The sequence below is a fragment of the Halopseudomonas sp. 4NH20-0008 genome, from assembly GCF_057548395.1.
The window spans coordinates 108,675-134,610 of record NZ_BAAJMD010000007.1; the positions used below are offsets into that span (position 1 = coordinate 108,675).

Genomic DNA, 25,936 nt, shown 5'->3' on the forward strand with positions numbered 1-25,936 from the left:
ATCAACCCTCGATCAGTGTGCCCTCGGCACTGCCCACAACCGCATTCAGCAGCGCACCGGGTTTGTTCATGTTAAATACCCGTAAAGGCATCTGGTGGTCGCGGATCAGGCAAATTGCCGTCAGATCCATCACCCCCAACTTGAGGTCGAGCACCTGATCATAGGTCAGGCTGTCAAAACGCTCGGCATTCGGGTCCTTCATTGGGTCGGCATTATATACCCCGTCGACCTTGGTGGCTTTCAGCACCAGGTCGGCGTCCACTTCAATCCCGCGCAAACAGGCGGCAGTATCGGTGGTAAAGAAGGGGTTGCCGGTTCCGGCCGAGAATATTACCACGTCACCGCTGCCAAGGTAGCGCATGGCTTTGCGACGATCGTAATGCTCTGTCACGCCTTCCATGGTGATGGCAGACATGACGCGGGTCTGGATGTTCGAGCGCTCCAGCGAATCACGCATGGCGAGGGCGTTCATCACGGTGGCCAGCATACCCATATGATCTCCGGTCACCCGATCCATGCCGGCGGCATGCAGTGCCGCACCACGGAACAGATTGCCACCGCCAATGACCAGACCAACCTGCACCCCGATGCCGATCAACTGGCCTATCTCCAGGGACATACGGTCCAGCACCTTGGGGTCAATACCGAAGCCCTCAGTGCCCATCAGGGCCTCTCCGCTGAGCTTGAGTAGAATTCGCTTGTATTTCGGCTGACGGCTACCGGGTACCTGGGCCATATGCATTCTCCTGCGGGAAAGGGCAAAACAATGAACGAGTTACAACCAGACCTTGCTGGTGGCCACTTGTTCAGTGTTTCTTAAAAAAGAGGCTTCACGCCTGCGCGGGAAGCCTCTGTATTCAACCTGCTACAGACTACCCCTAGGATAGCCTGTGATGCGCCGGTCAGTGCGCATATTACTGCTTGGATGCGGCAACCTGAGCGGCTACCTCGGCAGCGAAGTCAGACTCGACCTTCTCGATACCTTCACCCACTTCAAAACGGACAAAGGACAAGATCTCGGCACCGGCCTTCTTGGCCAGATCACCGACCTTGACTTCAGGGTCCTTGATGAAGGCCTGCTCAACCAGACTGGCTTCGGACAGGAACTTGTTGATGCGACCCTTGACCATGTTCTCGACAATATTTTCCGGCTTGCCGGCGATCTTGTCGGCATTCAGCGCCAGGAAGATTTCCTTTTCCTTGGCGATGGCGTCTTCAGACACCTGGGAAGCATCGAGGAACTGCGGGTTGCTGGCAGCAACGTGCATGGCAACATCCTTGGCCAGCTCGGCATTGCCACCCTTGAGGGTTACCAGCACACCAATGCGGTGACCATGCAGGTAGGCACTGACTACATCGCCTTCAACACGGGTCAGGCGGCGAATATTGACGTTCTCGCCACACTTGGCAACCAGCGCCTCACGGGCCGGCTCCTGATCCGCGATCAGCGGCGCGGCATCGCTGTAACCAGCAGCAAAGGCTTTTTCCAGACTATCGCTGACAAAACCCTTGAAGTCATCCTGCAGAGCCAGGAAGTCAGTCTGGGAGTTGACTTCCATGATGATCGCAGACTTGCCATCAGCGGCAACCTTGACCGCGATCGAACCTTCAGCGGCAATGTTGCCAGCTTTCTTGGCGGCCTTGATGGCACCAGCTGAACGCATGTCGTCAATGGCTTTTTCGATGTCGCCGCCGGCCGCTTCGAGGGCCTTTTTGCAATCCATCATGCCTTGGCCGGTACGCTCACGCAGTTCTTTTACCAGGGCAGCAGTAATCTGTGTCATGAATGGTTCCTCTAACTTGCTTGATGTAGGACTGGCCGATAGCTCGATCGGTCAGCCAGATCATGTTGCGTTCAAGATATTGCAAAAAGGGGGCATAGCCCCCTTTTCAATACGGCAGAAAACAGAGCAAAGAAAGCCTTAGCCTTCTGAAGCCTCAGCAGCCGGTGCTTCTTCGACGAACTCGTCGACACCACCGTTGTTCTTGCCACTCAGGACAGCGTCAGCCATGGCTGCTGCGTACAGTTTGATGGCGCGGATCGCGTCATCGTTACCGGGGATAACAAAGTCAACGCCTTCTGGGCTGCTGTTGGTATCAACGATGCCGATAACCGGGATACCCAGCTTGTTGGCTTCAGTGATAGCAATGCGCTCGTGCTCAACGTCGATAACGAACAGCGCATCAGGCAGACCGCCCATATCCTTGATGCCGCCCAGGCTGCGATCCAGTTTCTCCAGATCACGGGTACGCATCAGCGCTTCTTTCTTGGTCAGCTTGGTAAAGGTACCGTCCTGGGCTTGAACTTCCAGGTCACGCAGACGCTTGATCGACTGACGGATGGTCTTGTAGTTGGTGAGCATGCCGCCCAACCAGCGGTGATCAACATAAGGCATGCCAGCGCGAGTGGCTTCTTCGGCAATGATCTTGCTGGCGGCACGCTTGGTACCAACAAACAGCAGCTTGTTCTTGCCGGAGGCCAGCTTTTCCACGAAGCTCAGGGCATCATGGAACATGGGCATGGTTTTTTCGAGGTTGATGATGTGAATCTTGTTGCGAGCGCCGAAAATGAACTTGCCCATTTTCGGGTTCCAGTAACGGGTCTGGTGGCCGAAGTGCGCACCGGCCTTCAGCATATCGCGCATTGATACTTGAGTCATGACAGCTCCAAATTGTATTGGGTTGAGCCTCCACGCATCCCAATGTCCAACCCCGAAGGGCACCCAGGACACCGTGTCGATACGTGTGCGGTTTCAGTGTTCACCTGTGGTCAGCTGACCGATGTTCTTTCAGGCGCGGCGCTTTATACCACACAAAGGGAAACGAATAAAGTCGCAACTGCCGGGCGGCGACGTTCATGCCGCGCTCAACAGCCCGCCGCATGTCTGCTAAGATAGCGCTCTTTTTATTGCCAAAGTCGGCCTCAGCCAACACAGTCCGAGCCCGCACAACCAAGAGAGCACTCTGATGACCGTGACCATCAAAACCCCGGAAGACATTGCTGGCATGCGCATTGCCGGCCGCCTGGCCGCCGAGGTACTGGAAATGATCGGCGAGCACGTCAGGCCCGGTGTCACCACGGATGAGATCAACCAGATTTGCCACGACTATATAGTCAACGTTCAGAAAGCCATTCCAGCGCCCTTGAACTATGGTGCTGTGCCCGGCCGGCCGGGCTTCCCCAAGTCGATCTGTACCTCGCTGAATCATGTGGTCTGTCACGGCATACCCAACGAAAAGCCACTGAAGAGCGGCGACTGCCTGAATATCGACGTCACCGTGATCAAGGATGGCTACCACGGCGACACCAGCAAAATGTTCATGGTTGGCACGGTACCAGACTGGGCCCAGCGCCTGGCACGAATTACCCAGGAATGCATGTACAAGGGTATTGAAGTGGTCCGTCCCGGTGCACGCCTGGGCGACATTGGCCAGGTCATTCAGGATCATGCCCATGCCAACCATTACAGCGTGGTACGCGAATACTGTGGCCATGGCATCGGCAAGGTATTCCACGAGGAACCGCAGATTCTGCATTATGGCCGTGCCGGCACCGGCATGGAGCTGAAGGAAGGCATGACCTTCACCATTGAGCCGATGATCAACCAGGGTCGTGCCGAAACCCGTCTGCTGGGTGACGGCTGGACCGCCATCACCAAGGATCGCAAACTCTCGGCACAGTGGGAACACACCATTCTGGTCACGGCTGACGGCTATGAGGTCCTGACCCGCCGCCAGGAAGAAAACTTCCATTAATCCCTGTCTGGATGCTTTTGTGGATAACGAACTCTTCGATCTGGGTCAGTTCAAGGCCGAGCTGGCGCTGAAAAGCAGCCCGGTTGCCGCCTTCAAGAAAGCCATTCGCCAGGCCGACAACGTGCTGCGCGGGCGCTTTGAAGGCGGACGCGATATCCACCGACTGATCCATGAACGCGCCTGGTTTACCGACCAGATCCTGCTGCAGGCCTGGGCTCTGCAAGCCGGGACCAAGGCCGACGACATTGCCCTGCTGGCGGTGGGCGGCTACGGGCGCGGGGAGTTGCATCCGCATTCGGATATCGACCTGCTGATCCTGCTGCGCGACGCCGAGGCCGAGCGCCACAACGCAGCCATCGAACAGTTCCTTATGCTGCTGTGGGATATTGGCCTCGAAGTCGGCCAGAGCGTCCGCTCGGTCAGCGAGTGCCAGGATGAGGCGCGCGCCGATATCACCGTGATCACCAACCTGATGGAGTCGCGCACCCTGTGCGGCGACGAGGCGCTGCGCAGCGCCATGGTCGACAGCATCAACGCCAGTGTCATGTGGTCCGATGACGAATTTTTCCGTGCCAAGCGTGCCGAACAGCAGCAACGCCACGCCAAGTTCAACGACACCGAATACAACCTGGAGCCCAACGTCAAAAGCTCCCCCGGCGGCCTGCGCGACATCCAGACCATTGGCTGGGTTGCACTGCGGCATTTCGGTACCAACGACTTGCGCGAGCTGGTCGAGCGCGGTTTTCTCAACGAAGCCGAATACAACATCCTGGCTTCGGGTCGCGCCTTTCTATGGCAGGTGCGTTTTGCCCTGCATATCCTTGCTGGCCGCGCCGAGGACCGCCTGCTGTTTGATCACCAGCGCACCATAGCGAGCATGATGGGGTATGAAGACAACGACAGTAAACTGGCGGTCGAGCGCTTCATGCAGAAGTACTACCGGGTGGTCATGTCGCTGTCCGAACTGAACGATCTACTGATGCAGCATTTCGAGGAAATCCTCCTGCGCGATGCCGAAAGCGCCGAGATCGAGCCGCTGAATGCGCGCTTCCAGGTGCGCAATCACTATATCGAGGTAACCCACCCGCAGGTCTTCAAGCGCGCGCCTTTTGCCCTGCTGGAAATCTTTTTGCTGATGGCCCAGCACCCCGAGATCCGGGGCGTGCGCGCCGACAGCATTCGCCTGCTACGCGACCACCGGCATCTGATCGACGATGCGTTCCGCGCCGATATCCGCAACACCAGCCTGTTCGTCGAGCTGTTCCGCTGCAAGGAAGGCGTGCACCGCAATCTGCGGCGGATGAACCGCTACGGCATTCTGGGTCGTTACCTGCCCGAGTTCGGCAAGATTGTCGGGCAGATGCAGCATGACCTGTTCCATATCTATACCGTTGATGCGCACACGCTGAATCTGATCAAACACCTGCGCAAACTCGGGCGCCCGGATTATCAGGAAAAGTACCCCCTGGCCTGGCGTATCTTCTGTCGCCTGCCGAAACCGGATCTGCTTTACATGGCCGGGCTTTATCACGACATTGCCAAGGGACGTGGTGGCGATCATTCCGAGCTCGGCGCCGTGGATGCCATGGACTTCTGTCAGCGGCATCATCTCCCCGCCTGGGACTCGCATCTGGTCAGCTGGCTGGTGGAAAGCCATCTGCTGATGTCGACGACCGCCCAGCGCAAGGACATTTCCGACCCGCAGGTGATCCACGACTTTGCCGTGCTGATGGGTAATCAGGTCAGACTCGACTACCTCTATGTGCTGACCATTGCCGACATCAACGCGACCAACCCGACCCTGTGGAACTCCTGGCGCGCGTCACTGCTGCGCCAGCTCTATACCGAGACCAAGCGCGCCCTGCGACGTGGCCTGGAAAATCCCCCGGATCGCGAAGAGCAGGTGCGTCAGACCCAACATGCAGCGCTGGATATTCTGGTGCGCAGCGGTATGGAAGAAGAGGATGCCGAAGCGCTCTGGGAGCAGCTTGGTGAGGACTATTTCCTGCGCCATACCGCCAGCGACGTGGCCTGGCACACCGAAGCCATTGTCCAGCATCCGGACCGCGACGGCCCACTGGTGTTGATCAAGGAAACCGCCCAGCGCGAATTCGAGGGAGCTACCCAGATCTTCATCTATACCCCGGAACAGCATGACCTGTTCGCGGTAACGGTGGCGGCCATGGACCAGCTCAATCTGAGCATTCAGGATGCGCGCATCATTACCTCGACCAACCGCTTCAGTCTGGATACCTATATTGTGCTGGATGCCGATGGCAGCTCGATTGGTGACAACCCCGAGCGCATCCGCCAGATCAAGCAGAACCTGGTCGAGGCCCTGCACGATCCGGACGCCTACCCGGCCATCATCCAGCGCCGTGTACCGCGCCAGTTGAAGCACTTCTCCTTCGCGCCGGAGGTCAACATCTTCAACGCACCGGATGGCCAGCACACCATTCTTGAACTCAGCGCGCCGGACCGTCCCGGCCTGCTGGCCCGCATGGGGCGCATTCTGCTGGACTTCGATATCAGCGTGCAGAATGCCAAGATCGTTACCCTTGGCGAACGGGTTGACGACGTCTTCGTGTTGACCGATGGCAAGAATCAGGCGCTGTCCGATCCGGACCTGTGCCTGCGCCTGCAGCAGACCATCATCGAGACTCTGGGCAACAGCGCCCAGCAGTCGGACACCACCCTGCCCAAACAGATAGTGATCTGAGGATCCGAAGCGCATGAACAAAGACCTGCACCGTCTGCAGCCCTATCCCTTTGAAAAGCTGCGGGCGCTCCTCGCCGACACCCAGGCCAACCCCGCCCTGCGCCCGATCTCGCTGTCGATAGGCGAACCCAAACACCCGTCACCGCCCTTTGTCCTGGAGACCCTGGCCAAGCATCTGGATCAGGCCGCCGTGTACCCGACCACACTCGGCATCCCGGCACTGCGCGAAGGTATTGCCCGCTGGTTGGAACAGCGTTTCGAGCTGGGCGACGGGGGCATTGACCCGGCTACCCAGGTGATCCCGGTCAACGGTACCCGTGAAGCCCTGTTTGCCTTTACCCAGGCCATGGTCAGTGCTGATCCCGAGGGCCTGGTGGTCAGCCCCAATCCCTTTTATCAGATCTATGAAGGCGCAGCGTTTCTGGCTGGCGTAGAGCCCTACTATCTGGCCTGCGATGCCAGCAATGGTTTTATCCCGGACTTCGCCCAGGTACCCACTGAGGTCTGGCAGCGCTGCCAGTTGCTGTTTATCTGCACCCCGGGCAACCCGACTGGCGCCGTCATGCCGCTGGAGACCCTGCAGCAGCTGATCAGACTGGCCGACCAATACGACTTTATTGTCGCCTCGGATGAATGCTACAGCGAAATCCATGCTCCCCAGGGTCAGGCGCCCTATGGTCTGCTGCAGGCCTGTGCCGCCATGGGCCGGCGTGACTACCAGCGCTGCGTGGTCTTTCACAGTCTGTCCAAGCGCTCCAACCTGCCCGGTTTGCGCTCCGGCTTTGTCGCCGGTGATGCGGCCTTGCTGGCGCCCTTCCTGACCTACCGGACCTACCACGGCTGCGCCATGCCGATCCAGACCCAGTACGCCAGTCTGGCCGCCTGGCAGGACGAGAGCCACGTCGAGGACAACCGCGCGCAATACCAGGCCAAGTTTGATGCGGTGCTGGCAATTCTCGGTGAGGTGATGGATGTGCAGCGCCCGGACGCCGGCTTTTATCTGTGGCCGCGCACGCCGATTGATGACCAGCTCTTTACCCGTCGGTTGCTGGCCGAAGAAAATGTTGCGGTGGTACCCGGCAGTTTCCTGTCACGCGAGGTTGATGGGTATAATCCCGGCGCCGGTCGAATCCGCATGGCGCTGGTTGCCCCCCTTGAGGACTGCATAGAGGCCGCCCAGCGCATTCGCCGCTTTATCGGGAGTCTGTAACCTATGACCACGCTGTATGGCATCAAAGCCTGCGACACCATGAAAAAAGCCCGCACCTGGCTGGAGCAGCAGGGTCTGGACTACCACTTCCACGACTACAAGAAAGACGGCGTGGACGCCGAGCGCCTGCGCAGCTGGTGCACTGAACTCGGCTGGGAAACCCTGCTAAACCGTCAGGGCACCACCTTCCGCAAGCTGGATGACGCGGACAAGCAGGATATCGATCTGGATAAGGCTATAGCGCTGATGCTGGCCAACCCCTCGATGATCAAACGACCGGTGCTGGACACCGGTTCACAGCGGCTGGTGGGTTTCAAACCCGAGCTCTACGCCGCTGCCTTCAACTGACAGCATTGCATCCAAGGAATTGCCCATGAGTGACTATTTCAGCTTGGCCTTCGGCATCGGTACCCAGAACAGTGCAGGCGATTGGCTGGAGGTGTTCTATCCCCAGCCCCTGTTGCGCCCCGATAATACCCTGGTCAAGGTGGTGACCGAGCAGCTTGGCTACAGCGGTGGCAATCAGGCCATCAGCTTGAGCACCAGTCAGTGCCCCGCTCTGGGCAAGGCCCTCAGCGCCGCCGGCTTTGCCGAGCTTGGCGCGCTGGTCAGCCAGTTCGAGAGCAGCAATCGACCGCTGGTGGCGACCATTCTGGCCAGCGATGAAGCCCCGGTATCGACGCCGGAGGCCTACCTCAAGCTGCACCTGCTGTCGCATCGTCTGGTCAAGCCCCACGGCGTGATACTGGCCGGCATCTTCCCGCTGCTGCCGAACGTCGCCTGGACCAACCAGGGCGCCATCGACATCAACGAACTGCCCCAGCGCCAACTGGCTGCCCGCCTGCAGGGTGAATGCCTGACGGTACATGGCGTCGACAAGTTCCCGAACATGACCGATTACATCGTGCCGTCCGGCGTGCGTATTGCCGATACCGCCCGGGTGCGCCTGGGTGCCTATGTTGGTGAAGGCACCACGGTCATGCATGAAGGCTTTATCAACTTCAACGCTGGCACTGCCGGCACCAGCATGGTTGAAGGGCGTATTTCCGCCGGGGTATTCGTCGGCAAGGGCTCGGACCTGGGTGGCGGCTGCTCGACCATGGGCACTCTGTCCGGCGGTGGCAACATTGTTATTGCCGTGGGTGAAGGTTGCCTGATCGGCGCCAATGCCGGTATCGGCATTCCGCTCGGTGATCGCTGCACCGTAGAAGCCGGCTTGTACATTACCGCCGGTATCAAGGTGGCACTGCTGGATGAAGCGGACAATCTGGTGGAAATCGTCAAGGCCCGCGATCTGGCCAACCAGACCGACCTGCTGTTCCGCCGCAACTCACAGACCGGCGCCATCGAATGCAAGACCAACAAGAGCGCGATCCAGTTGAACGATATGTTGCACGCCCACAACTAATCGCCTCCGGCGATCAGTTGTGGGAGCTGTAAGCGGCAAGCTATAAGCTTGAAGCAGCTCGGTGAGAGGCCCGTGCCAGTGATCGGTTCGGGCCTTTTTCGTTTCAAGTGGCGCTGGAGACTGGAGACTGGAAGATCATGATCTGGGTGGGCTGGCTTTTTTCCGTGTTACATCCGTGCCACGCAAAACAGCCACTTACCAGGATAAACGGCTTCCAGCTTTAAGCTTTAAGCTTCAAGCCCGCCTGCGCAGCTAGCCCGCTTTAAGGGCTAGCGCAGCAAGCGTTGCACCGCCTGCGCAGCCGCCACCATCCCGAAGGTCGCCGTGACCATGGTGACCGAGCCGAAGCCGCCAGCGCAGTCGAGTTTAACGCCCTCACCGACAAAAGCCTTCTGCTGGCAGACAGTGCCATCCGGCTTCGGGTAACGCAGTTGTTCGGTGGAGTAGACACAGGGCACACCGAAGCTGCGTTTGCTGTCAGCGCGGGGGAAATTGTGATCACGGCGTAACATGGACCGCGCCTTGGCGGCCAGCGGATCGTTGACCGTCTTTGACAGGTCGGCGACGGTGACCTTGGTCGGATCAATCTGCCCTCCTGCCCCACCCGTGGTAATGACCGGGATTCGGCGCCGCCGACACCAGGCAATCAGCGCCACCTTGGACGCCACACTGTCGATACAGTCAACCACGCAATCCAGCTCGGAGGTGATGTAGGTCTCCAGATTGCTGGGGGTAACAAAGTCCACCAGTGCATTCACCTCACAGGTCGGGTTGATCGCGCGCAGGCGTTCGGCCATGGCCTCAACCTTGCTGCGGCCAATCTGTCCGGTCATCGCTGGTAACTGCCGGTTGGTATTGGTGACACAGATCTCGTCCATGTCGATCAGGCTGATGCGCCCGATACCCGTGCGCCCCAGTGCTTCTGCCACCCAACTGCCCACCCCGCCGATACCGATCACGGCAACATGACTGGCCTGCAAACGGGCCAACGCCTCAACACCATAGAGTCGGGCAATACCACCAAAACGTGGATCGTCAGTACTCATCAGCCGATCTGTCCTGTACTTGAAATGGCGCGAGTATACCCAAGCTAATCAACACCTGCATAAGTGTTACCATACCTCGGCCATTGCCCAAGGAAGCACCATGAACCGCCTGTTTGAAGAAATCGATATCCAGCCCTCGGCAATCGGTGAGATATCCCTGCGGCGTCGACGCATTCCGGCTCTGGGTGATCGTGACATCTACGAGGTCAAGCTGGGCGAGGAATTCCTCATGTCGAGCATGTTCCCCGAGGCCGAAACAGCCCTGAGCAGGCTGGGACTCGCCGCGGTGTCAGGTGATCAGTTAAGCGTCGTGGTCGGCGGTCTGGGACTGGGCTATACCGCCGTAGCCGCCCTGGAAGATCAACGCGTCAGTGCGCTGCTGATCATCGATTATCTGGACACCGTGATTCAATGGCATCAGGACGAGAAAGTCCCTCTCGGCAAGATTCTCAATGCCGACCCACGCAATCGCTACGTGCTTGGCAGCTTTTTTGACCTGGCCATCGAGGATGGCGGTGGCTTTGATCCCGAGCAGCCGGGGCGGCAGTTCGATGCCATCCTGCTGGACATCGATCACTCACCCCGCGCCCTGCTTCACGCCTCCAATGCCAGTTTCTATACTCGCCACAACTTGGCCTTGATGTGCCGGCAACTGCGTCAGGGTGGCGTCTTTGCTCTATGGTCACAGGATCCGCCGGACGCCGAATTTATGGCCGTGATGAATGACTTGTTCAGCGCCTGCGAAGCCCATGTCGTCCCATTTTTCAATCCGTTCCAGAACAGCCAATCCACCAATACCGTCTATGTCGGAGTCAAACCCTGATGGCCTTTCACCCACGTAACACGCATCAGGGGCACTACAACCTGGGCGCCCTCGCCGCTGCCAACCCGGCCCTCAAGGCACTGATAGTGCGCAGTCCGACAGGGGACAAGACCCTGGACTTTGCTGATCCGGTGGCGGTCAAAGAGCTCAATCGCGCGCTGTTGCAACTGCACTACGGTGTACAACAGTGGGATATTCCCGAGGGCTACCTGTGCCCGCCGGTGCCCGGACGCGCTGACCTGGTTCATACTCTGGCTGACCTGCTCGGCGAAAGCCATGACGGCCACATTCCTGAAGGCCCAGGCCTGGTTGGCCTGGACATTGGCACCGGCGCCAACCTGATTTATCCGCTGATAGGCCAGAGTGCCTATGGCTGGCGCTTTGTTGGCAGCGATATTGACCAGACGGCACTGGCGAATGCCAGCGCCACGCTGGAAGCCAACCCCAAACTGCAGGCCCTGATTGAACTGCGCCTGCAGCCCGATGCGCAGCAACTCTTCAGCGGCATTATCGGCAGTGATGAACGCTTCGATTTCAGCCTGTGCAACCCGCCCTTCCATGCAAACAAGGGTGAGGCCAATGCCGCTACCCAACGCAAATGGAACAACCTGAACAAGGCCAGCGACGGCGAACCTGAAACCCGGCTCAACTTCGGTGGCCAGAGCAGTGAGCTGATCTGCGCCGGTGGCGAAGCCGGTTTTCTTGGCCGGCTGATCAATCAGAGCGCACTGCATGCCTCTCAGGTTTTCTGGTTCAGTGCGCTGGTTTCCAAGGCCAGCCTGGTAAAGGATCTGCAAGCCCAACTGAAGGCAGTGGGCGCCCGAGATATTCGCGTCATGCCCATGGCACAGGGGCAAAAAAGCAGTCGCCTGCTGGCCTGGACCTTTCTCGACAAGAAACAGCGCCGCGCCTGGCGCAAGGCACGCTGGCCGCAGTAAGGCCGCAGATCAGTCAGGGCGCAGAGCGCTGATTCTGCTATCATGCACGGGACTTTCAGCTGCCAGTGAAACCCGCCATGACCGAGCTCTCCCCTACCCTGACCCTTGCCTGCGAGCTGATCAGCCGCAACTCCACCACCCCCTACGATGCAGGATGTCAGGCGTTGATGGGTGAGCGCCTGGCCGCCTGTGGTTTCCGCCTGGAGACCATGCGCTTTGGCGAGGTAGACAATCTCTGGGCACGGCGCGGTGTCGATAGCCCGGTACTGTGTTTTGCTGGCCACACCGATGTGGTTCCGACTGGCCCGTCCGAACGCTGGGATCAACCGCCCTTCGAGCCGGTTATCCGCGACGGCATGCTCTATGGTCGCGGCGCAGCAGACATGAAGGGCAGTCTGGCGGCCATGGTTGTTGCCGTCGAACGCTTTGTCGCCGCCTTCCCTGATCACCGTGGCTCCATTGCCTTTCTCATCACCAGTGATGAAGAAGGCCCGGCCACCGAGGGCACCGTCAAAGTAGTCGAGACGCTGGTGGCGCGTGAAGAGCAGGTCGACTGGTGTATCGTCGGTGAACCCTCGAGTACCGAACTGCTTGGCGACGTAGTCAAGAATGGCCGTCGTGGCTCACTGAATGCGCGCCTGACCATCAAGGGCAAACAGGGCCACGTGGCCTATCCGCACCTGGCCCGTAATCCGATCCATCTGGCCGCGCCGGCACTGGCGGCCTTGACCGCGGAAACCTGGGATATGGGCAACGACTTCTTCCCGCCTACCAGTTTCCAGATTTCCAATATCAATGCCGGCACCGGCGCCACCAATGTGATCCCCGGCGACCTGGTGGCCCTGATCAACTTCCGATTTTCCACTGAATCGACGGTCGACAGTCTGCAGTTACGGGTGCGCGATATCCTTGATCAGCATGGTCTTGATTATGAGCTGGACTGGACCCTGTCCGGCCTGCCGTTTCTGACCGAGCCCGGCGCTCTGCTGGACGGGGTCAGTGCCGCCATTCAGCAGGTCACCGGACGGAAAACCCAGGCGTCCACCAGCGGCGGCACCTCTGATGGCCGCTTTATCGCCACCATGGGCACCCAGGTGGTCGAGCTGGGACCCGTCAATGCCACCATCCATCAACTCAATGAACATATCAGCGCGGCTGATCTGGACACCCTGACGGATGTGTATGAAGCCACGCTGGAGCGGCTGCTGACCTGATGCTTGAGCTTACCTGCCCGCATTGTCAGGCCACACTCACAGCGCAGGGATCGCGCTGGTGTTGCAGTAATGGCCACAGCTATGACCAGGCCCGCCAGGGCTATCTGAACCTGCTGCTGGTCCAGCACAAGAACAGCCGCCAACCTGGCGACACCCCCACAATGCTGGCCTGCCGCCAGGCCTTTCTGGATGCCGGTCACTATCAGCCGGTCAGCGACGAGATCAACCGCCTGCTGGCCGCCGGCTCACCGGCCAGCCTGCTGGATATGGGCTGTGGCGAAGGTTATTACACCGCCCGTCTGGCCAACGCCCTGAGCGGCTCCAGTCTTGGCGGACTGGACATCAGCAAGGACGCGATCCACAAGGCAGCCCGACGCAGCCGCGACATCCAGTGGCTGGTTGGCTCCAGTGCGCGCCTGCCGGTCGCCGATGCCAGCCTGGACGCCGCCCTCTGTGTGTTCAGTCCCTGGTCTTGGGAGGAATGCCTGCGCAGCCTCAAGTCGGGCGGCCAGTTGCTGCTGGTTGGCCCACATGCCGACCATCTGTTGAGTCTCAGGGCGGCACTCTATGACAGCATTCACCCCACCCCGGAACTGATCAAGGCCCTGCCCGCCGGACTGCATGTCGTCAGCGACAGCACCCTGCGCTATGCTCTGGATCTGACATCCACGGATCTGGGCAACCTGATCGGCATGACCCCGCATGGCTTTCGCAGCCGTCCCGAGCGCCAACAGGCCCTGCTTGAACAGGGCCTGAGTGGACTCGAGGTAGCCATGCGCATGGTTCTCCTGCAACGCACTGAAGAGGATTAGACGTGCGCCAACCTGATATTGAGATCTACCTGCGAGAAGAACATCTCGACAGTCTGTGCGACTGGCTGGGTAACGCCTTCGGCCCGATTGAACTGGGCGCCTGGCAGGGCCTGACGCGGCGCGGCAAGCTGCGCATGGACGATACCAGCGTACCCCTTATGCTGGTCCGCAAGGCCGCCGGCAAATGGGCCAGTGTCTGGTTCGACAGTGACCGCACACCCTGGGAGACTGATCTGGACTGCGCCCGCGCCATACAGGCTGGACTGGGCGAAGAAGTGCGCTGTTCGGTTGGTGGTTGGTCCGAGGACGATGGAGAAGACAACCCTGACCGCTGGATGAAGGTAAATGCCGAGGGCGAAAGCGAATTTCTCTGGGCCATCAAGCCCTGAACCCCCACTGTGAACCGTTTTGAGCGAGAGTCTGCTTATGATCATTGCCTGCGCCCACTGCCACCGCAAGAACCGCATCGATGAACAACGCCTTGGCGAGGCGCCAAACTGTGGTGCCTGCAAGCAACCACTACTGAGCAACCTGCCCATCCCCGTCAACAGCAGTGCGTTCAACGCCCATGCCAGCGCCGACCTACCGCTGATCCTGGATTTCTGGGCACCCTGGTGCGGCCCCTGCCTGCAGTTTGCTCCGACCTTCGAAAAGGCCGCGGCGGCGGCTGGCCCGAAAGCCCAGTTTCTGAAGATCAATACCGAAGAAGAGCAGGCGCTGGCCGCCCGCTTTGGCATTCGCAGTATTCCCACCCTGATGGTCCTGCGCCAGGGCGCGGAAGTGACCCGCGTCGCCGGCGCACTGCCACCCGGTGAATTTATGAAATGGGTCTATCAGCAGCTGGGTTAAACGATCCATCCCATTTTAAATTTGCCAGGCGGACAACACCCAAACTCATGGGGCAATCTGCCTCCTCGCACCTATCTCGACGACAACCCAAAGAAATCGCAACCACTGAAAACAAAAAGCCCGCAGCAAACTACGCCGCGGGCCTCAAGTAATCAGCCACGGAGCTTATTCGGCGTTAGCCTCGTCAGCCGTGCTGCGAATAATATCCGACTGGCGCTTGTTCATACTCTCGACCTGACCGATCCCCAACTGGAACGCCCAGCGCTGATCGGCATTGGCGGCCAGCTCGCTGCCCTCAGGCTGCTCGAAGCCGTCCACCAACAACCAGTAGCGGCCATTGATCTCATAGAGACTGGCTTTCAGCTCGGCCCCGTCCCAACTTTGCACCTGCATGCGCAGCATCGGCTCCTGCAAATCCAGCTCCGAGCGCAGGCTGACAGCCTGGGCCCGCAGATTGACCAGGGCCAAGACCATGCTGTTGATCCAACGCTCGTTACCCTGCTGCAATTCCGCGTCCAGATCAGTCAGGTGAAAGTTGTAATCACCCTCGGCCGGTTTTTCCAGCGCAAGCACATCACCGTCGGCATGTTCCCAGCGCGCTGTCGCCAGTTGCTCCATGGGCAATTGCGCCACCTGCAGATCCAGCCACTCGTTGTCGTTCAGGGTCATACCAAAGGGCCGATTGATCAGCCATACCTGATTCTCGTTCTGTAGCCGCACAAGCTGGCCCGAGCCGACCTGATTGCCATAGTCAATCACCAGACTTTGATCCCCGGCCTGCAGACTCACTTGCAGACTGGTTTCACCGGGTTGAGCCGGATCAAGCCCGAGCCGCGCGTGATAGGCCGGGTTATCGGTTTTAGCTTCCAGTACCCGGGCACCACGAAGGGCATGCAGCAAAGCCGCCACACGTTCCTGCTGGGCCGGGAACAGGTTTTGACTAACCACGCCCCAGACACCCTGCTCATCCCGCGCCAGCTCGACCTGCTGTTCACCACGAGCCAGACTGACCCGCTCCAGGCGATTAACCAGCTCCAGTTGCTCTTCAGACAGCAGTTGGCGACTTTGCAGATCATCAACCCGGCCGCTGTCCATACTGCGCAAGGCCAGTACCACCAGCAGGATCGACACCACTGCCACTACCGCAAGGAGTTTTACTTTCATACTCATGTCTCCCTCAGGCTGACCGGCGGCGCAGACGACCCACCAGCCACCAGACCAGAATACCCAGCGTCAGCAGGGCTGGAACCAGAATGATGTTGATGAGCTTCAACTGAGTTCCCAAGCGCTCGATATCGGCATTCAACTGGAAGCGCACATCACGCAGTTGCTTGCGAATTTCCAGTTTCTGATCAAGAAACGCCTGAATGGTCTGTTGCTGCTCTGGGCTGATATCAGTCAGTTGCGCCGGATCCTGGCTTTGCTGCATCTGCGCCAGTTTCTGTTCGGTTTCCGCCAGCTCACGCTGCAGACGCTGTTCGCTGGCACGGTAACGCCGCTCGGCATCGCGCTGGAGGCGCTCAACCACAGTAAAGGGCCGGCTGAAATCGCCACGCGAACGGACACTGATCAGCGCCTCCGACCCTGACAGATTGTCCAGCGCATTGATCACGAAACCACCATTGTCTGCCCAAGGTTGCGGTACCCGTTGACCAAAAAAGTCCTGGACCTGAACCCACATGCGATCGGTCAGCATATCGGTATCGGCCACCAGTAGCACGTTGATGCTGTCCGCTGACGTGAGACCCTCGGTAAGCTCTTCAAAGCCATCGGGATAGGCGGTGTTAGCCGGACCTTGGAGGCGTGCAGCAAAATGGTAAACCTGATCATCCGGCTGGAAGATATCCAACAGCACCTCAGGATCACGCAGCTCGATAAAGCGCGAGCTATCAACCAGCATGCTGTTGCTGGTACTGGAAATCAGAGGCAGAAAGCGCGTCTGGCTGCCCTCAAGTGGGATCAAGGCGCCACCGCTGGCAATGGTCATCAGGCTAAGCGGTGCGGTAACGGTATCCTCTGCATCGAACTGGGCCTTTTCCGCTTCCAGCCAGCCGATATGCCGAGCCGGCAGTTGGCCCTGACCGCGGCTCACGGACATGCCCAGACGACCATCCAATACAACCTTTTCCGGGTTATAGCCGACGCCCCAGGCCTGCAACAGCGGACCAAGATCTGAGGCTTTGCCGTCTGCCATCATGGCAATCATCGCCTCCTGGCTCTGGTCGGCTTCGGCCATGGGGTCAATAAAAGCCAGCAGCTTGCCACCGCGCAGGACAAACTGATCAACCGCATAGAGTGCCGACTCCGTCAGCGCCTTGGGATGGACCAACAGCAGCGCATCGATATCCTCGGGCACGACGTCAAAGTCATTTTCCAGATTCTGAATGGTAAACAACTGGTTGATCTGCTCGAGCAGTACCCAGGGCGCGGAATTCTGGCCGGTCATGGGGTTCATGCCACCGCCCATGGGCAAGCCGCTTACCAGACCGATCTGCGGCTTGTCCGGCTGCGACAGGGTATTGATCAAGCGGCTCAGTTCATACTCCAGCAGGCCTTCCTGCTCCAGAGAAAAGAACGGAATGATTTCGCGCTGGGCCAACTCGTTGGTTCCGGCCAGGCCAAAATAGAGCTTCTCACCGCTCTGCGGCAATGGAATATCCTGTAGGCCAAACTCGGCCGCACGGTCCTCCGCCTCGGAGAAAGGCTGTGGATCGATGATCTGCAATCGCAGATTACCATCGGCTACGCGCTCATACTCCTTGAGCAACTCCTGAACCCGGCGTGCGTAATTACGCAGGATCACCATGTCCTTGCTGGCACTGTCGGAAAAGAAAAAATACAGCGTAATGGGCTCATCCAGCCCGGTGAGGATTTCCCGGGTACCGTCGGAAATCGTGAACAGCTTCTGTTCGGTCAGGTCCAGACGAGCGCCCGGCAACAGCACATTGGACGACATGTTGAAGGCAACGAAGGCCAGCAGCAGCACCAGCAGGCCGGTACCTGAATACATGATACGTTTCATCGATACGACTCCTTTGCCTCAATCGGCCTTTTTCAGGTCGATGACAATCGCCGTAGCCAGCAACCACACGGCCATCAACGATACGAAATACAACAGGTCACGCAGATCCAGAACGCCTTTACTGATGGCATCGAAGCGAATCAGGAAACTGAGTGAGGCAATGGCATCGAGCAACCACTGGGGTGCCCATCCGCTGAACAGATCCAGCAAGAGTGAAAAGCCGCTGACAATAAAGATGAAACAGGCGACCACACTGACAATAAAGGCAATGACCTGATTCTTGGTCAGCGCGGACATGCACGAACCAATGGCCAGATAACCACCGGCCAGCAACCAGCTACCCAGGTAGCCAGTAAAGATCGCACCGTTATCCGGCGAACCCAAATAGTTGACTGTAATGATGATCGGGAAGGTCAGCAGCAGAGCCAGACCGATAAAGACCCAGGCTGCCAGGAACTTGCCCAGCACCATGTCGGCACGGGACACCGGCAGGGTCATCAGCAGTTCGATGGTGCCGGATTTGCGCTCCTCGGCCCAGAGCCGCATGGCCACAGCGGGCACAAGGAACAGATAGAGCCAGGGATGGAAGTTGAAGAAGGCATTCAGGTCAGCCTGGCCGCCCTCGTAGAAACCACCCAGATAAAAGGTGAATACGGCTGAAAGCACCAGAAAGATGACGATAAAGATATAAGCCAGCGGCGTAGAGAAGTAGCTGCCCAGTTCGCGCTTGAAAATCACCTTGAGATTGTTCATGCGGCCTCCTCCGCAGTCATGCGGCGGAAGACTTCATCCAGACGGCCGCGTTCGACCGACAGCTCGCGCACCGGCCAGTTCTGTGCCTGGGCGTATTCGCCGATGGAAGGAAAAATCACCGAGCCTGGCTTGGCCAGCACAGTCAGCAGCTTGCCATCGCGCTGCTGTTCGACCTCCAGTACGCCTGGCAGCGCCAGCAGTCCCTGACTGTCGACTGCGTTTTCCAGTGCCACGGTCACCGCCTGGTGGTAACGCGAACGGGCTTCAAGCTCATCCGGTGTACCGTCAGCCAGTAACTTGCCGCGGGCAATCACCACCGCTCGGCTACACACCGCGCTGACTTCCTCAAGGATGTGGGTAGAAATCACCACAATCTTGTTGCTGCCCGAGGCCAGTTGCTGAATCAGCTGACGGACCTGGTGTTTCTGGTTCGGATCCAGACCATCGGTGGGTTCGTCGAGAATCAGCACCCGTGGATCATGCAGGATCGCCTGGGCCAGACCAACCCGGCGCTTGAAGCCCTTGGACAGGGTCTCGATGCCCTGCCCCATGACTTCATTCAGGGCCAGTTGCTCGGCCGCATTGGCGACCCGACGGTGTTTTTCGGCGCCGGAAAAACCGCGGATTTCGGCAATGAACTCAAGGAAACCCTTGACTCGCATATCGCCATAACAAGGCGCACCCTCGGGCAGATACCCCATCTGCTGCTGGGCCTTGAGGGCCTGGGTCTGGATATCGAAACCGCAGATCGAGGCCGAGCCACCGTCCGGTGTCAAAAAGCCGGTCAGCATCTTCATGGTGGTGGATTTGCCGGCCCCGTTCGGGCCCAGAAACCCGAGGACCTCCCCCGGGCTGACATCAAAGGACAGGTTGTCTACGGCGATATGCTCGCCAAAACGTTTGGTCAGGCTGTTTATCTTTATCATGGCCTCTTCCGACATTCCCCAGTAACTGATGCACCGCAGCGGGCGGGCAAAACAATGCGCAAGGATACAGCTAATTGGTATCAAACAGGGGATAGACCAAAACCGGACGCAGGCGTTCAATCACCACAGGGGTGAGTTACGCCGAAGCAGCGTCCCAGATCTGTCCCACAACGACAGCAAGGCATGTATCAGCGCTCAGGGCAGTGACTATATGAACCCCCAGCCCGCATTTCAAGGGGCAGTCTGCGGATATACTGCGTCCCTCAGCAGAGCAGGGCTGTAACAGCGTGTTACTATCGCTATTCGCCGTCGGCAGTCGCCGAGATGGCAAGACCTGCGGGCACTCGACCCACAAGAGGACACCATGACAGCGGTTTATTCTTCCTTTTTTGGCCGTTTGCGTTTCGGCCTGCTGCGTCGCCTGCTGTTTATCTGGGCACGCTCCGAGAGCATCGCCAACTCGGCGTTCAATCTGCAGATCGACGCCAACAAACCTGTCCTCTATGTTCTGCCCTACCGTTCGCTATCCGATCTCATGGTCCTGGATCGCGAATGCGTCAAGGCGGGTCTGCCACGCCCGGTTCGTGCCAGCCACGCCGATCTGGATGAAAAAGAGGCCTATGTCTTTCTCAGCCGCGAACTGGCCTGGACCGGCCGCCCCGACCCACGCGGACAATCCCCGCGCCTGCTGCGGGCCCTGACGGCGGTGGAAGAGCAAGCTTGCGACGACGTGCAGCTGGTCCCGGTCAGCGTCTTCTGGGGGCAGTCACCGGATGTCGAATCCTCACCGATCAAACTGCTGTTCGCCTACAACTGGACCCTCGGCGGTCGACTGCGCAAGCTGATGGCCATTCTGCTGCACGGCCGCAAGATCCGCGTACGCTTTGGCGACAGCCTGTCGCTGCGGGAACTGGTCAATGAGGACCTCGGGCATCAACGCCATGTGCGTAAACTCAACCGCCTGATGCGGGTCTACTTCAGTGAACAGCGCGGCGCCGTCGTCGGTCCGGATCTGTCCCACCGCCGCACCCTGCTCAAGGGCATGCTGCAATCGCCACTGGTGCGCGAAGCAATCAGCCGCGAGGCCCAAGCCAGAGGCATTGATGAGGCGGTGGCCAAGCGCGAGGCAGCAAAGTACGCCAACGAGATCGCCGCCGAATTCACCTACAGCATCATTCGCTTTCTTGAGGTCGTACTGTCCTGGTTCTGGAACAAGCTGTACGACGGTATCCGTATCAATCATATCGCCCGGCTGCAGCAGATAGCCCGGGGTAACGAGATCATCTATGTGCCCTGTCACCGCAGCCACATCGATTACCTGCTGCTGTCCTACATCCTGTTCCAGAACAGTCTGACGCCACCGCATATCGCCGCCGGCATCAACCTGAATATGCCGGTAGTCGGCAGTATCCTGCGCCGTGGCGGGGCCTTTTTCATGCGCCGCACCTTCAAGGGCAATCAGCTTTATACCGCCGTGTTCAACGAATACCTGCACACCCTGTTCAGCCGCGGCTTCCCGACCGAGTACTTTATCGAGGGTGGCCGCTCACGTACCGGCCGCACCTTGAACCCGAAGACCGGCATGCTGGCCATTACCCTGCGCAGCTTCCTGCGCTCCTCACGTCGGCCGATTCTGTTTGTGCCTGTGTACATCGGTTACGAACGGGTACTGGAGGGCAAGACCTACCTGGGTGAGCTGCGCGGTCAGGCGAAGAAAAAGGAATCCTTCTTCGATATCTTCCGCGTCCTGTCGGCCCTCAAGCTGCGTTTTGGCCAGGTCGCTGTCAACTTTGGCGAGCCCGTCTCCCTGGCCGCCTTTCTCGATCAGCAGCAACCCGGCTGGCGCGAGCAGGATCACGGTGCCGACTTCAAGCCGGCCTGGCTACCCCAGGCCACCAATCAACTGGCCCGTAGTCTGGCCAATGCCATCAATGCCGCCGCCGACGCCAACCCGGTCAATCTGGTCGCCCTGGTGATTCTTTCAACCCGGCGTCTGGCGCTGGATGAAGCGACCCTGAGCCGCGTACTGGACACCTATGCGCGACTGCTCAGAGGCGTACCCTACAGTCCCAGCGTTACCCTGCCAGATATGGATGGTCAGCTACTGATCCGCTACGTTGAAGCCATGCAGTTGATCGGCCGCCAGTCCGACGCCCTGGGTGAGATTCTGTTTCTGGATGAGCCGCAAGCGGTATTGATGACCTACTACCGCAACAACGTGCTGCACCTGGTGGCGCTTCCAGCACTGATCGCCTGCCTGTTTCTCAACAACGCGCGCATGTCGCGCAGCTCGATCGAACGACTGGTGATCGCCATTTATCCCTATCTGCAGGGCGAGCTGTTTCTGCAATGGCAGGAAGCCGCCCTGCCGGAGGTAATCAACCAATGGATTGATGGTCTGATCGAGCAGGGACTGCTGCGCAGCGAAGGCGATGAAATTTGCCGGCCGGACCTGAGTTCCAGCGAGTTCGTGATACTGACGCTATTGGCCCGCAGTATTCTGCAGATACTCGAGCGCTTCTACATGGCCGCCGCCCTGCTGCTGGATAATGACAACGGCAGTCTGACTGGTGAGCAACTGGAAGCCCTGTGCTCGATCATGGCTCAGCGCCTGTCAATTCTGCATGGCCTGAACGCGCCGGAGTTCTTTGACAAGACGCTGTTCCGGCAATTTATCGAGCGGCTGCTGGCGCTGGAGGTTCTGGAAAAGGACAGCGAAGGACGATTGCACTACCAGCCGGGACTGGAGGAAATTGCCGAGAACACCGCCAGACGGGTACTCAGCGCAGAAATCCGCCTGTCCATTCGCCAGGTAGCGAAAACCCCCAAAGCAGCCTGAGCAAGCCCGGCGGCTCAGGCTTCGAGCTTTTTCTTGCCGTAGATATCGTAGCGACTGGACTGACCACTCAGCTCGGCACTGGGGGCCGGTCCGGCAATACAGGGCGCCTTGCGTGGGCGCTTGACCACCACCCGGTGGCTGGCCAAGGCCAGTGCCGCCGCCAGCAGGGCCGGGGCGTCCAGATCGTCACCGGCCAACGGGCGGAACAGGCGCATTTCCTTTTTCACCAGGGCCGATTTATCACGGTGCGGGAACATCGGGTCCAGATGAATGACCTGTGGCGCCGTGCTCTGCCAGTCGCGCATCAGCACAATCGCATCGCCCCTGATCAGGTGCATTCGCCCGGCAATCTCGGCCACCTCGCCGCCAGCCTGACTCGCGCGCTCCAACCCATCGGCGAGCAACGCAGCAATCACCGGTTGACGCTCCAACAGCGTCACCTCTGAGCCCAGGGCCGCCATGACGAAGGCATCACGTCCCAGACCTGCCGTGGCATCCAGAATGCGTGGACGGATATTGCCCTTGATACCCACTGCCCGCGCCACCATCTGCCCCGCACCACCCCCGAACTGGCGCCGGTGGGCCATGGCCCCGGTAACAAAATCCACGCGCACGGCACCAGGGGCATTCGGTTGGGTATCGCGCAGACTGAGGCCATCAGCCCCAACCTGCAGACACAGAGCAGCCTGTTCATCCGCACAGGACAAGCCCAGCTCGGCAGCCAGGGTGCGAGCCTGCTGTTCGTAGTCAGCGGCCAGCCAGTTGACCGTTATTGTTGCTTCCAACTGCTGCTCTGTCATAACCAAATGGTCTCAAAAGATCGTCAAGTCAGGCCGCCAATGGCCGATAACATAATGCCACTACTGATGAGTCGTTTGCTGATGGCCTGCGAGTGTACCCCATGATCGATGCCGCTTCCGAAAGCGTTCAACGCAGTGCCCGCAACGAGGATTTGCGCGATAATTTGCGTCGCGCCATGGCCGAGGATATCGACTTCCAGATCCTGCGTCGCACCCTCAACGCTGAGGCCGCAGCCGAACCAACAAGCACAGCCGCAAGCACGCTTACAGAAACCGCCGAGGCGGCCACCTCGCAACCAGTGGATGCCCCATTGGATGCTGTAGTTCAGATCATCACTATGGTCGAGCAGCGTGAGTTGAGCCTGCGCGTCGAGGTCAACAGCACGCCACAGGTTACCGATCCACTGGTACTGGATATGGCCGGCGACGGCTTTCGCACCTCGGGCATCAATGCCGGTGTGCGCTTTGATCTGAACGGAGATGGCCGACAACAGCAGATCAGTATCCCGCTTGGCGATGATGCCCTGCTGGCGCTGGATCGCAATACCAACGGCCGGATTGACGGTGGGCGTGAACTCTTTGGCGATCAACATGGCGCCGCCCATGCTTTTGCCGAACTGGCCAAGCTCGACGACAACACCGACGGTGTGATCGACCAACAGGATGCAGTGTTTTCCGAACTGCAACTGCTGCGCTTCGCCCGCAGCGGTGAACAGCAACTGACGCGTCTGGCGGATGCGGGGATTACCAGCATCGCCTTGGGCTATGAACACACCAATATTGCCCTGAATACCTACGATCGCATTGCCCAAATCGGGTCCTTCACCCTGGAAGACGGCCAACAGCGCGAGGCCGCCGATCTGTTGCTGGCAGGCATCTAGAACACAGGATCAAAGGATGTAGTCAGGCGAACAGATCAATACCAAAGATGCCATCGGCCTGATCATCCAGCGGCAAATCAGCGGTGAACTGATAGCTGGACAGGGCTTGATTGCTCTTGCCGTACACCGGCAACTGGGCATCGCGGCGGGCGGGAATATATTCGGCATTGGCGCTGGACGCACTGACTGCGCGGGGTGCCAGGGCCTTGACCGGTTCTACCGGCGCAGCCGGCGCGGTTTGGCCGGCGCGTGCAGGCTCGCTGTTGGGCGCTGGCACAACAGGTCTGGTACTGCGCTCGGGGAGCGCATTGAATGGTATATAGCCATCCAGACGCATGCATGTTACTCCGATGGTTCAGATGTGCAGATTAGCGCGCGACAGCGTAAAAGGCAAAATCAGCCATTGGTCTTGGGCGTTGCTACCTTGTCACGCAGATACACCGGCTGTGCCAACGCCGCATCCACCGCCTCGCCAGCCAGCCAGCGTGGCATGGCCAGACTGAGCAGATCACGGGCATCGGGCAACATATCCGGCCAACTGCTACTGGCCGCCACGGCCAGACGCTCGGCGTACTGCCAGCCGGTGCCTGCCCCCGCCGGATCGCGCATGCCCTCTGCCAACTGCACAGCCTCGGGCGCGCAGACCCGTTCTTCACCGCAAAGCTGCATCACACCCTGATCGAGTTGGTAACAACCCCAGTAGACTTCATCCATGCGTGCATCGATGGCCGCGCATACGGACTCGAGCCCCTGCTCACGCCAGGCCTGCTGAGCGAGGGCGGCCAGATTGGACACACCAATCACCGGCTTGCCGCTGGCAAAGGCCAGACCCTGGACCATGCCGGTGGCAATCCTGACCCCGGTAAAAGCGCCGGGACCCCGGCCAAAGACCAGTGCATCAACCTGGCTCAGCGTGATACCCGCCTCGTCCATCAGTTCCTGCAACATGGGCAACAAGCGTACCGCGTGCTGACGCGGAACAACCTCAAAGCGATGATGGACCTGGCCCATGTGCAGCAGGGCTGCAGAGCAGGCTTCAGTGGCAGTATCGAGGGCAAGCAATGTGGTCATGGCAGGCGTATCGGAATGAGGAAAGAGAAGCATTGTAGCCAATGCAAAGGGCCCGTGCGACGTTGGTCAACACGGGCCCCGGTGACAACCTGGTGCAATCAGCTCAGCGCTTGCATGACCTTGGCGGTAATCTGCTCGACGCTACCAATACCTTCTACACGGCTGCAGTTCGGTGCACCCTGGGCATCGGCCAGTTTCTGGTAGAAGGCAACCAGCGGCTTGGTCTGATCATGGTAGATTTTCAGACGGTTGCGCACGGTGGTTTCGCTGTCATCATCACGCTGAACCAGATCTTCACCAGTCACATCATCCTTGCCCGCCACCTTCGGCGGCTGATGCTGGATGTGGTAGACCCGGCCTGAACCGGGGTGCACACGACGACCGGACAGACGCTGAACGATCTCTTCATCGTCAACCGCGATTTCCAGCACGTTATCAATCTTCACACCGGCATCAACCAGCGCTTCAGCCTGGGGAATGGTGCGCGGAAAACCATCAAACAGAAAGCCATTCTGGCAATCGGCCTGGGTGATGCGTTCCTTGATCAGACCGATGATCAGATCGTCAGACACCAATCCACCGCTATCCATTACCTGCTTGACCTGCTTGCCCAGCTCGGTACCGGCCTTGACGGCTGCGCGCAGCATATCGCCGGTGGAAATTTGCGGAATGCCAAAGTGTTCGCAGATGAACTGGGACTGCGTGCCTTTGCCCGCACCGGGAGCGCCTAACAGGATAACGCGCATATCTAGACTCCTATCAACTTTCTGAAAGCGGGCCGCCCCGACCGAACAACGGGGCCGGCAGGCACCAGCAGTGGCTGACGCAATAATTGGTTACACTCGCGAAGGTCGCGAAAAGGGCGTTCA

At 59.2% G+C, this 25,936-nt stretch carries 25 protein-coding genes; 13 read left to right on the forward strand and 12 right to left on the reverse strand.

The annotated features are described in order from the left end of the window. Position 1 precedes the first annotated feature (1 nt). The 3 genes from pyrH to rpsB form a co-directional block, all read right to left on the reverse strand. Positions 2-736, reverse strand: coding sequence for a UMP kinase (gene pyrH, locus AC27HQ_RS08925; RefSeq protein WP_487155805.1), 735 nt, complete (start codon positions 734-736; stop codon positions 2-4). Positions 737-914: 178 nt separating this feature from the next. Continuing rightward, positions 915-1,784, reverse strand: coding sequence for a translation elongation factor Ts (tsf, locus tag AC27HQ_RS08930; protein WP_487155806.1), 870 nt, complete (start codon positions 1,782-1,784; stop codon positions 915-917). 138 nt (positions 1,785-1,922) lie between these two features. Beyond that, a complete protein-coding gene (gene rpsB / locus AC27HQ_RS08935; RefSeq protein WP_487155807.1) occupies positions 1,923-2,660 on the reverse strand; it encodes a 30S ribosomal protein S2 in 738 nt (245 codons plus the stop codon). A gap of 307 nt (positions 2,661-2,967) precedes the next feature. On the opposite strand from rpsB, the gene map reads away from it, so the two are divergent. Genes map through dapD form a run of 5 tightly spaced genes read left to right on the forward strand, consistent with a single transcriptional unit; the run spans position 2,968 to position 9,093 of the window. Further along, positions 2,968-3,756: a type I methionyl aminopeptidase gene (map, locus tag AC27HQ_RS08940; RefSeq protein WP_487155808.1), complete on the forward strand. Its 789-nt coding sequence runs from the start codon at positions 2,968-2,970 to the stop codon at positions 3,754-3,756. Between the two features lie 19 nt (positions 3,757-3,775). Beyond that, the gene (locus AC27HQ_RS08945) at positions 3,776-6,475 is read left to right on the forward strand and encodes a [protein-PII] uridylyltransferase (protein ID WP_487155809.1); all 2,700 of its coding nucleotides are present in this window, start codon (positions 3,776-3,778) and stop codon (positions 6,473-6,475) included. Positions 6,476-6,488: 13 nt separating this feature from the next. Continuing rightward, on the forward strand, positions 6,489-7,685 hold the full coding sequence (dapC, locus tag AC27HQ_RS08950; RefSeq protein WP_487155810.1) for a succinyldiaminopimelate transaminase: 1,197 nt from the start codon (positions 6,489-6,491) through the stop codon (positions 7,683-7,685). Positions 7,686-7,688: 3 nt separating this feature from the next. Further along, complete coding sequence (locus tag AC27HQ_RS08955) at positions 7,689-8,033, forward strand: ArsC family reductase (RefSeq protein ID WP_487155811.1); 345 nt, start codon at positions 7,689-7,691, stop codon at positions 8,031-8,033. A gap of 25 nt (positions 8,034-8,058) precedes the next feature. Next, a complete protein-coding gene (dapD, locus tag AC27HQ_RS08960) occupies positions 8,059-9,093 on the forward strand; it encodes a 2,3,4,5-tetrahydropyridine-2,6-dicarboxylate N-succinyltransferase (RefSeq protein WP_487155812.1) in 1,035 nt (344 codons plus the stop codon). A 269-nt stretch (positions 9,094-9,362) separates the two neighbouring features. On the opposite strand, the gene tcdA is transcribed toward dapD, so the two are convergent. After that, on the reverse strand, positions 9,363-10,139 hold the full coding sequence (tcdA, locus tag AC27HQ_RS08965) for a tRNA cyclic N6-threonylcarbamoyladenosine(37) synthase TcdA (protein WP_487155813.1): 777 nt from the start codon (positions 10,137-10,139) through the stop codon (positions 9,363-9,365). A 100-nt stretch (positions 10,140-10,239) separates the two neighbouring features. Here tcdA and AC27HQ_RS08970 point away from each other — a divergent pair, with 100 nt between their 5' ends. From AC27HQ_RS08970 to trxC, 6 genes are all read left to right on the forward strand, one after another. Beyond that, the gene (locus AC27HQ_RS08970) at positions 10,240-10,962 is read left to right on the forward strand and encodes a spermidine synthase (protein ID WP_487155814.1); all 723 of its coding nucleotides are present in this window, start codon (positions 10,240-10,242) and stop codon (positions 10,960-10,962) included. Next, entirely contained in the window at positions 10,962-11,900 is a 939-nt protein-coding gene (gene rlmF, locus AC27HQ_RS08975; protein ID WP_487155815.1) for a 23S rRNA (adenine(1618)-N(6))-methyltransferase RlmF, read from the forward strand. Before AC27HQ_RS08970 ends, rlmF begins: the two co-directional genes overlap by 1 nt. Positions 11,901-11,977: 77 nt before the next feature. Continuing rightward, complete coding sequence (gene dapE / locus AC27HQ_RS08980) at positions 11,978-13,114, forward strand: succinyl-diaminopimelate desuccinylase (RefSeq protein ID WP_487155816.1); 1,137 nt, start codon at positions 11,978-11,980, stop codon at positions 13,112-13,114. Further along, positions 13,114-13,926 (forward strand): putative RNA methyltransferase, encoded by an 813-nt coding sequence (locus AC27HQ_RS08985; RefSeq protein ID WP_487155817.1) that lies wholly within the window; start codon positions 13,114-13,116, stop codon positions 13,924-13,926. The genes dapE and AC27HQ_RS08985 overlap by 1 nt, the downstream gene beginning before the upstream one ends. A gap of 2 nt (positions 13,927-13,928) precedes the next feature. Further along, positions 13,929-14,315, forward strand: a complete 387-nt coding sequence (locus tag AC27HQ_RS08990) for a hypothetical protein (RefSeq protein WP_487155818.1) — start codon at positions 13,929-13,931, stop codon at positions 14,313-14,315. A 37-nt stretch (positions 14,316-14,352) separates the two neighbouring features. Beyond that, positions 14,353-14,775 carry a thioredoxin TrxC gene (gene trxC / locus AC27HQ_RS08995; RefSeq protein WP_487155819.1) on the forward strand — a complete coding sequence of 141 codons (423 nt, stop codon included), beginning with the start codon at positions 14,353-14,355 and terminating at the stop codon, positions 14,773-14,775. Positions 14,776-14,940: 165 nt separating this feature from the next. On the opposite strand, the gene AC27HQ_RS09000 is transcribed toward trxC, so the two are convergent. Genes AC27HQ_RS09000 through AC27HQ_RS09015 form a run of 4 tightly spaced genes read right to left on the reverse strand, consistent with a single transcriptional unit; the run spans position 14,941 to position 19,476 of the window. Further along, on the reverse strand, positions 14,941-15,939 hold the full coding sequence (locus tag AC27HQ_RS09000; RefSeq protein ID WP_487155820.1) for a DUF4340 domain-containing protein: 999 nt from the start codon (positions 15,937-15,939) through the stop codon (positions 14,941-14,943). Positions 15,940-15,952: 13 nt separating this feature from the next. Further along, a complete protein-coding gene (locus AC27HQ_RS09005) occupies positions 15,953-17,797 on the reverse strand; it encodes a GldG family protein (RefSeq protein WP_487155821.1) in 1,845 nt (614 codons plus the stop codon). A gap of 18 nt (positions 17,798-17,815) precedes the next feature. Continuing rightward, positions 17,816-18,550 (reverse strand): ABC transporter permease, encoded by a 735-nt coding sequence (locus tag AC27HQ_RS09010; protein WP_487155822.1) that lies wholly within the window; start codon positions 18,548-18,550, stop codon positions 17,816-17,818. Further along, the gene (locus AC27HQ_RS09015) at positions 18,547-19,476 is read right to left on the reverse strand and encodes an ABC transporter ATP-binding protein (RefSeq protein ID WP_487155823.1); all 930 of its coding nucleotides are present in this window, start codon (positions 19,474-19,476) and stop codon (positions 18,547-18,549) included. The genes AC27HQ_RS09010 and AC27HQ_RS09015 overlap by 4 nt, the downstream gene beginning before the upstream one ends. Positions 19,477-19,840: 364 nt before the next feature. Here AC27HQ_RS09015 and plsB point away from each other — a divergent pair, with 364 nt between their 5' ends. After that, positions 19,841-22,315, forward strand: a complete 2,475-nt coding sequence (gene plsB / locus AC27HQ_RS09020) for a glycerol-3-phosphate 1-O-acyltransferase PlsB (RefSeq protein ID WP_487155824.1) — start codon at positions 19,841-19,843, stop codon at positions 22,313-22,315. A 14-nt stretch (positions 22,316-22,329) separates the two neighbouring features. Here plsB and AC27HQ_RS09025 read toward each other — a convergent pair whose 3' ends face one another. After that, positions 22,330-23,115: a class I SAM-dependent methyltransferase gene (locus AC27HQ_RS09025; RefSeq protein ID WP_487155825.1), complete on the reverse strand. Its 786-nt coding sequence runs from the start codon at positions 23,113-23,115 to the stop codon at positions 22,330-22,332. Between the two features lie 101 nt (positions 23,116-23,216). Here AC27HQ_RS09025 and AC27HQ_RS09030 point away from each other — a divergent pair, with 101 nt between their 5' ends. Then, complete coding sequence (locus AC27HQ_RS09030) at positions 23,217-23,996, forward strand: hypothetical protein (protein WP_487155826.1); 780 nt, start codon at positions 23,217-23,219, stop codon at positions 23,994-23,996. A gap of 22 nt (positions 23,997-24,018) precedes the next feature. Here the strand turns inward: AC27HQ_RS09030 and AC27HQ_RS09035 are convergent, their stop codons facing one another. The 3 genes from AC27HQ_RS09035 to adk form a co-directional block, all read right to left on the reverse strand. After that, complete coding sequence (locus tag AC27HQ_RS09035; RefSeq protein WP_487155827.1) at positions 24,019-24,333, reverse strand: hypothetical protein; 315 nt, start codon at positions 24,331-24,333, stop codon at positions 24,019-24,021. A 59-nt stretch (positions 24,334-24,392) separates the two neighbouring features. Continuing rightward, entirely contained in the window at positions 24,393-25,067 is a 675-nt protein-coding gene (tsaB, locus tag AC27HQ_RS09040; RefSeq protein WP_487155828.1) for a tRNA (adenosine(37)-N6)-threonylcarbamoyltransferase complex dimerization subunit type 1 TsaB, read from the reverse strand. Positions 25,068-25,165: 98 nt separating this feature from the next. After that, complete coding sequence (gene adk / locus AC27HQ_RS09045; RefSeq protein WP_487155829.1) at positions 25,166-25,813, reverse strand: adenylate kinase; 648 nt, start codon at positions 25,811-25,813, stop codon at positions 25,166-25,168. Positions 25,814-25,936: the final 123 nt, after the last annotated feature.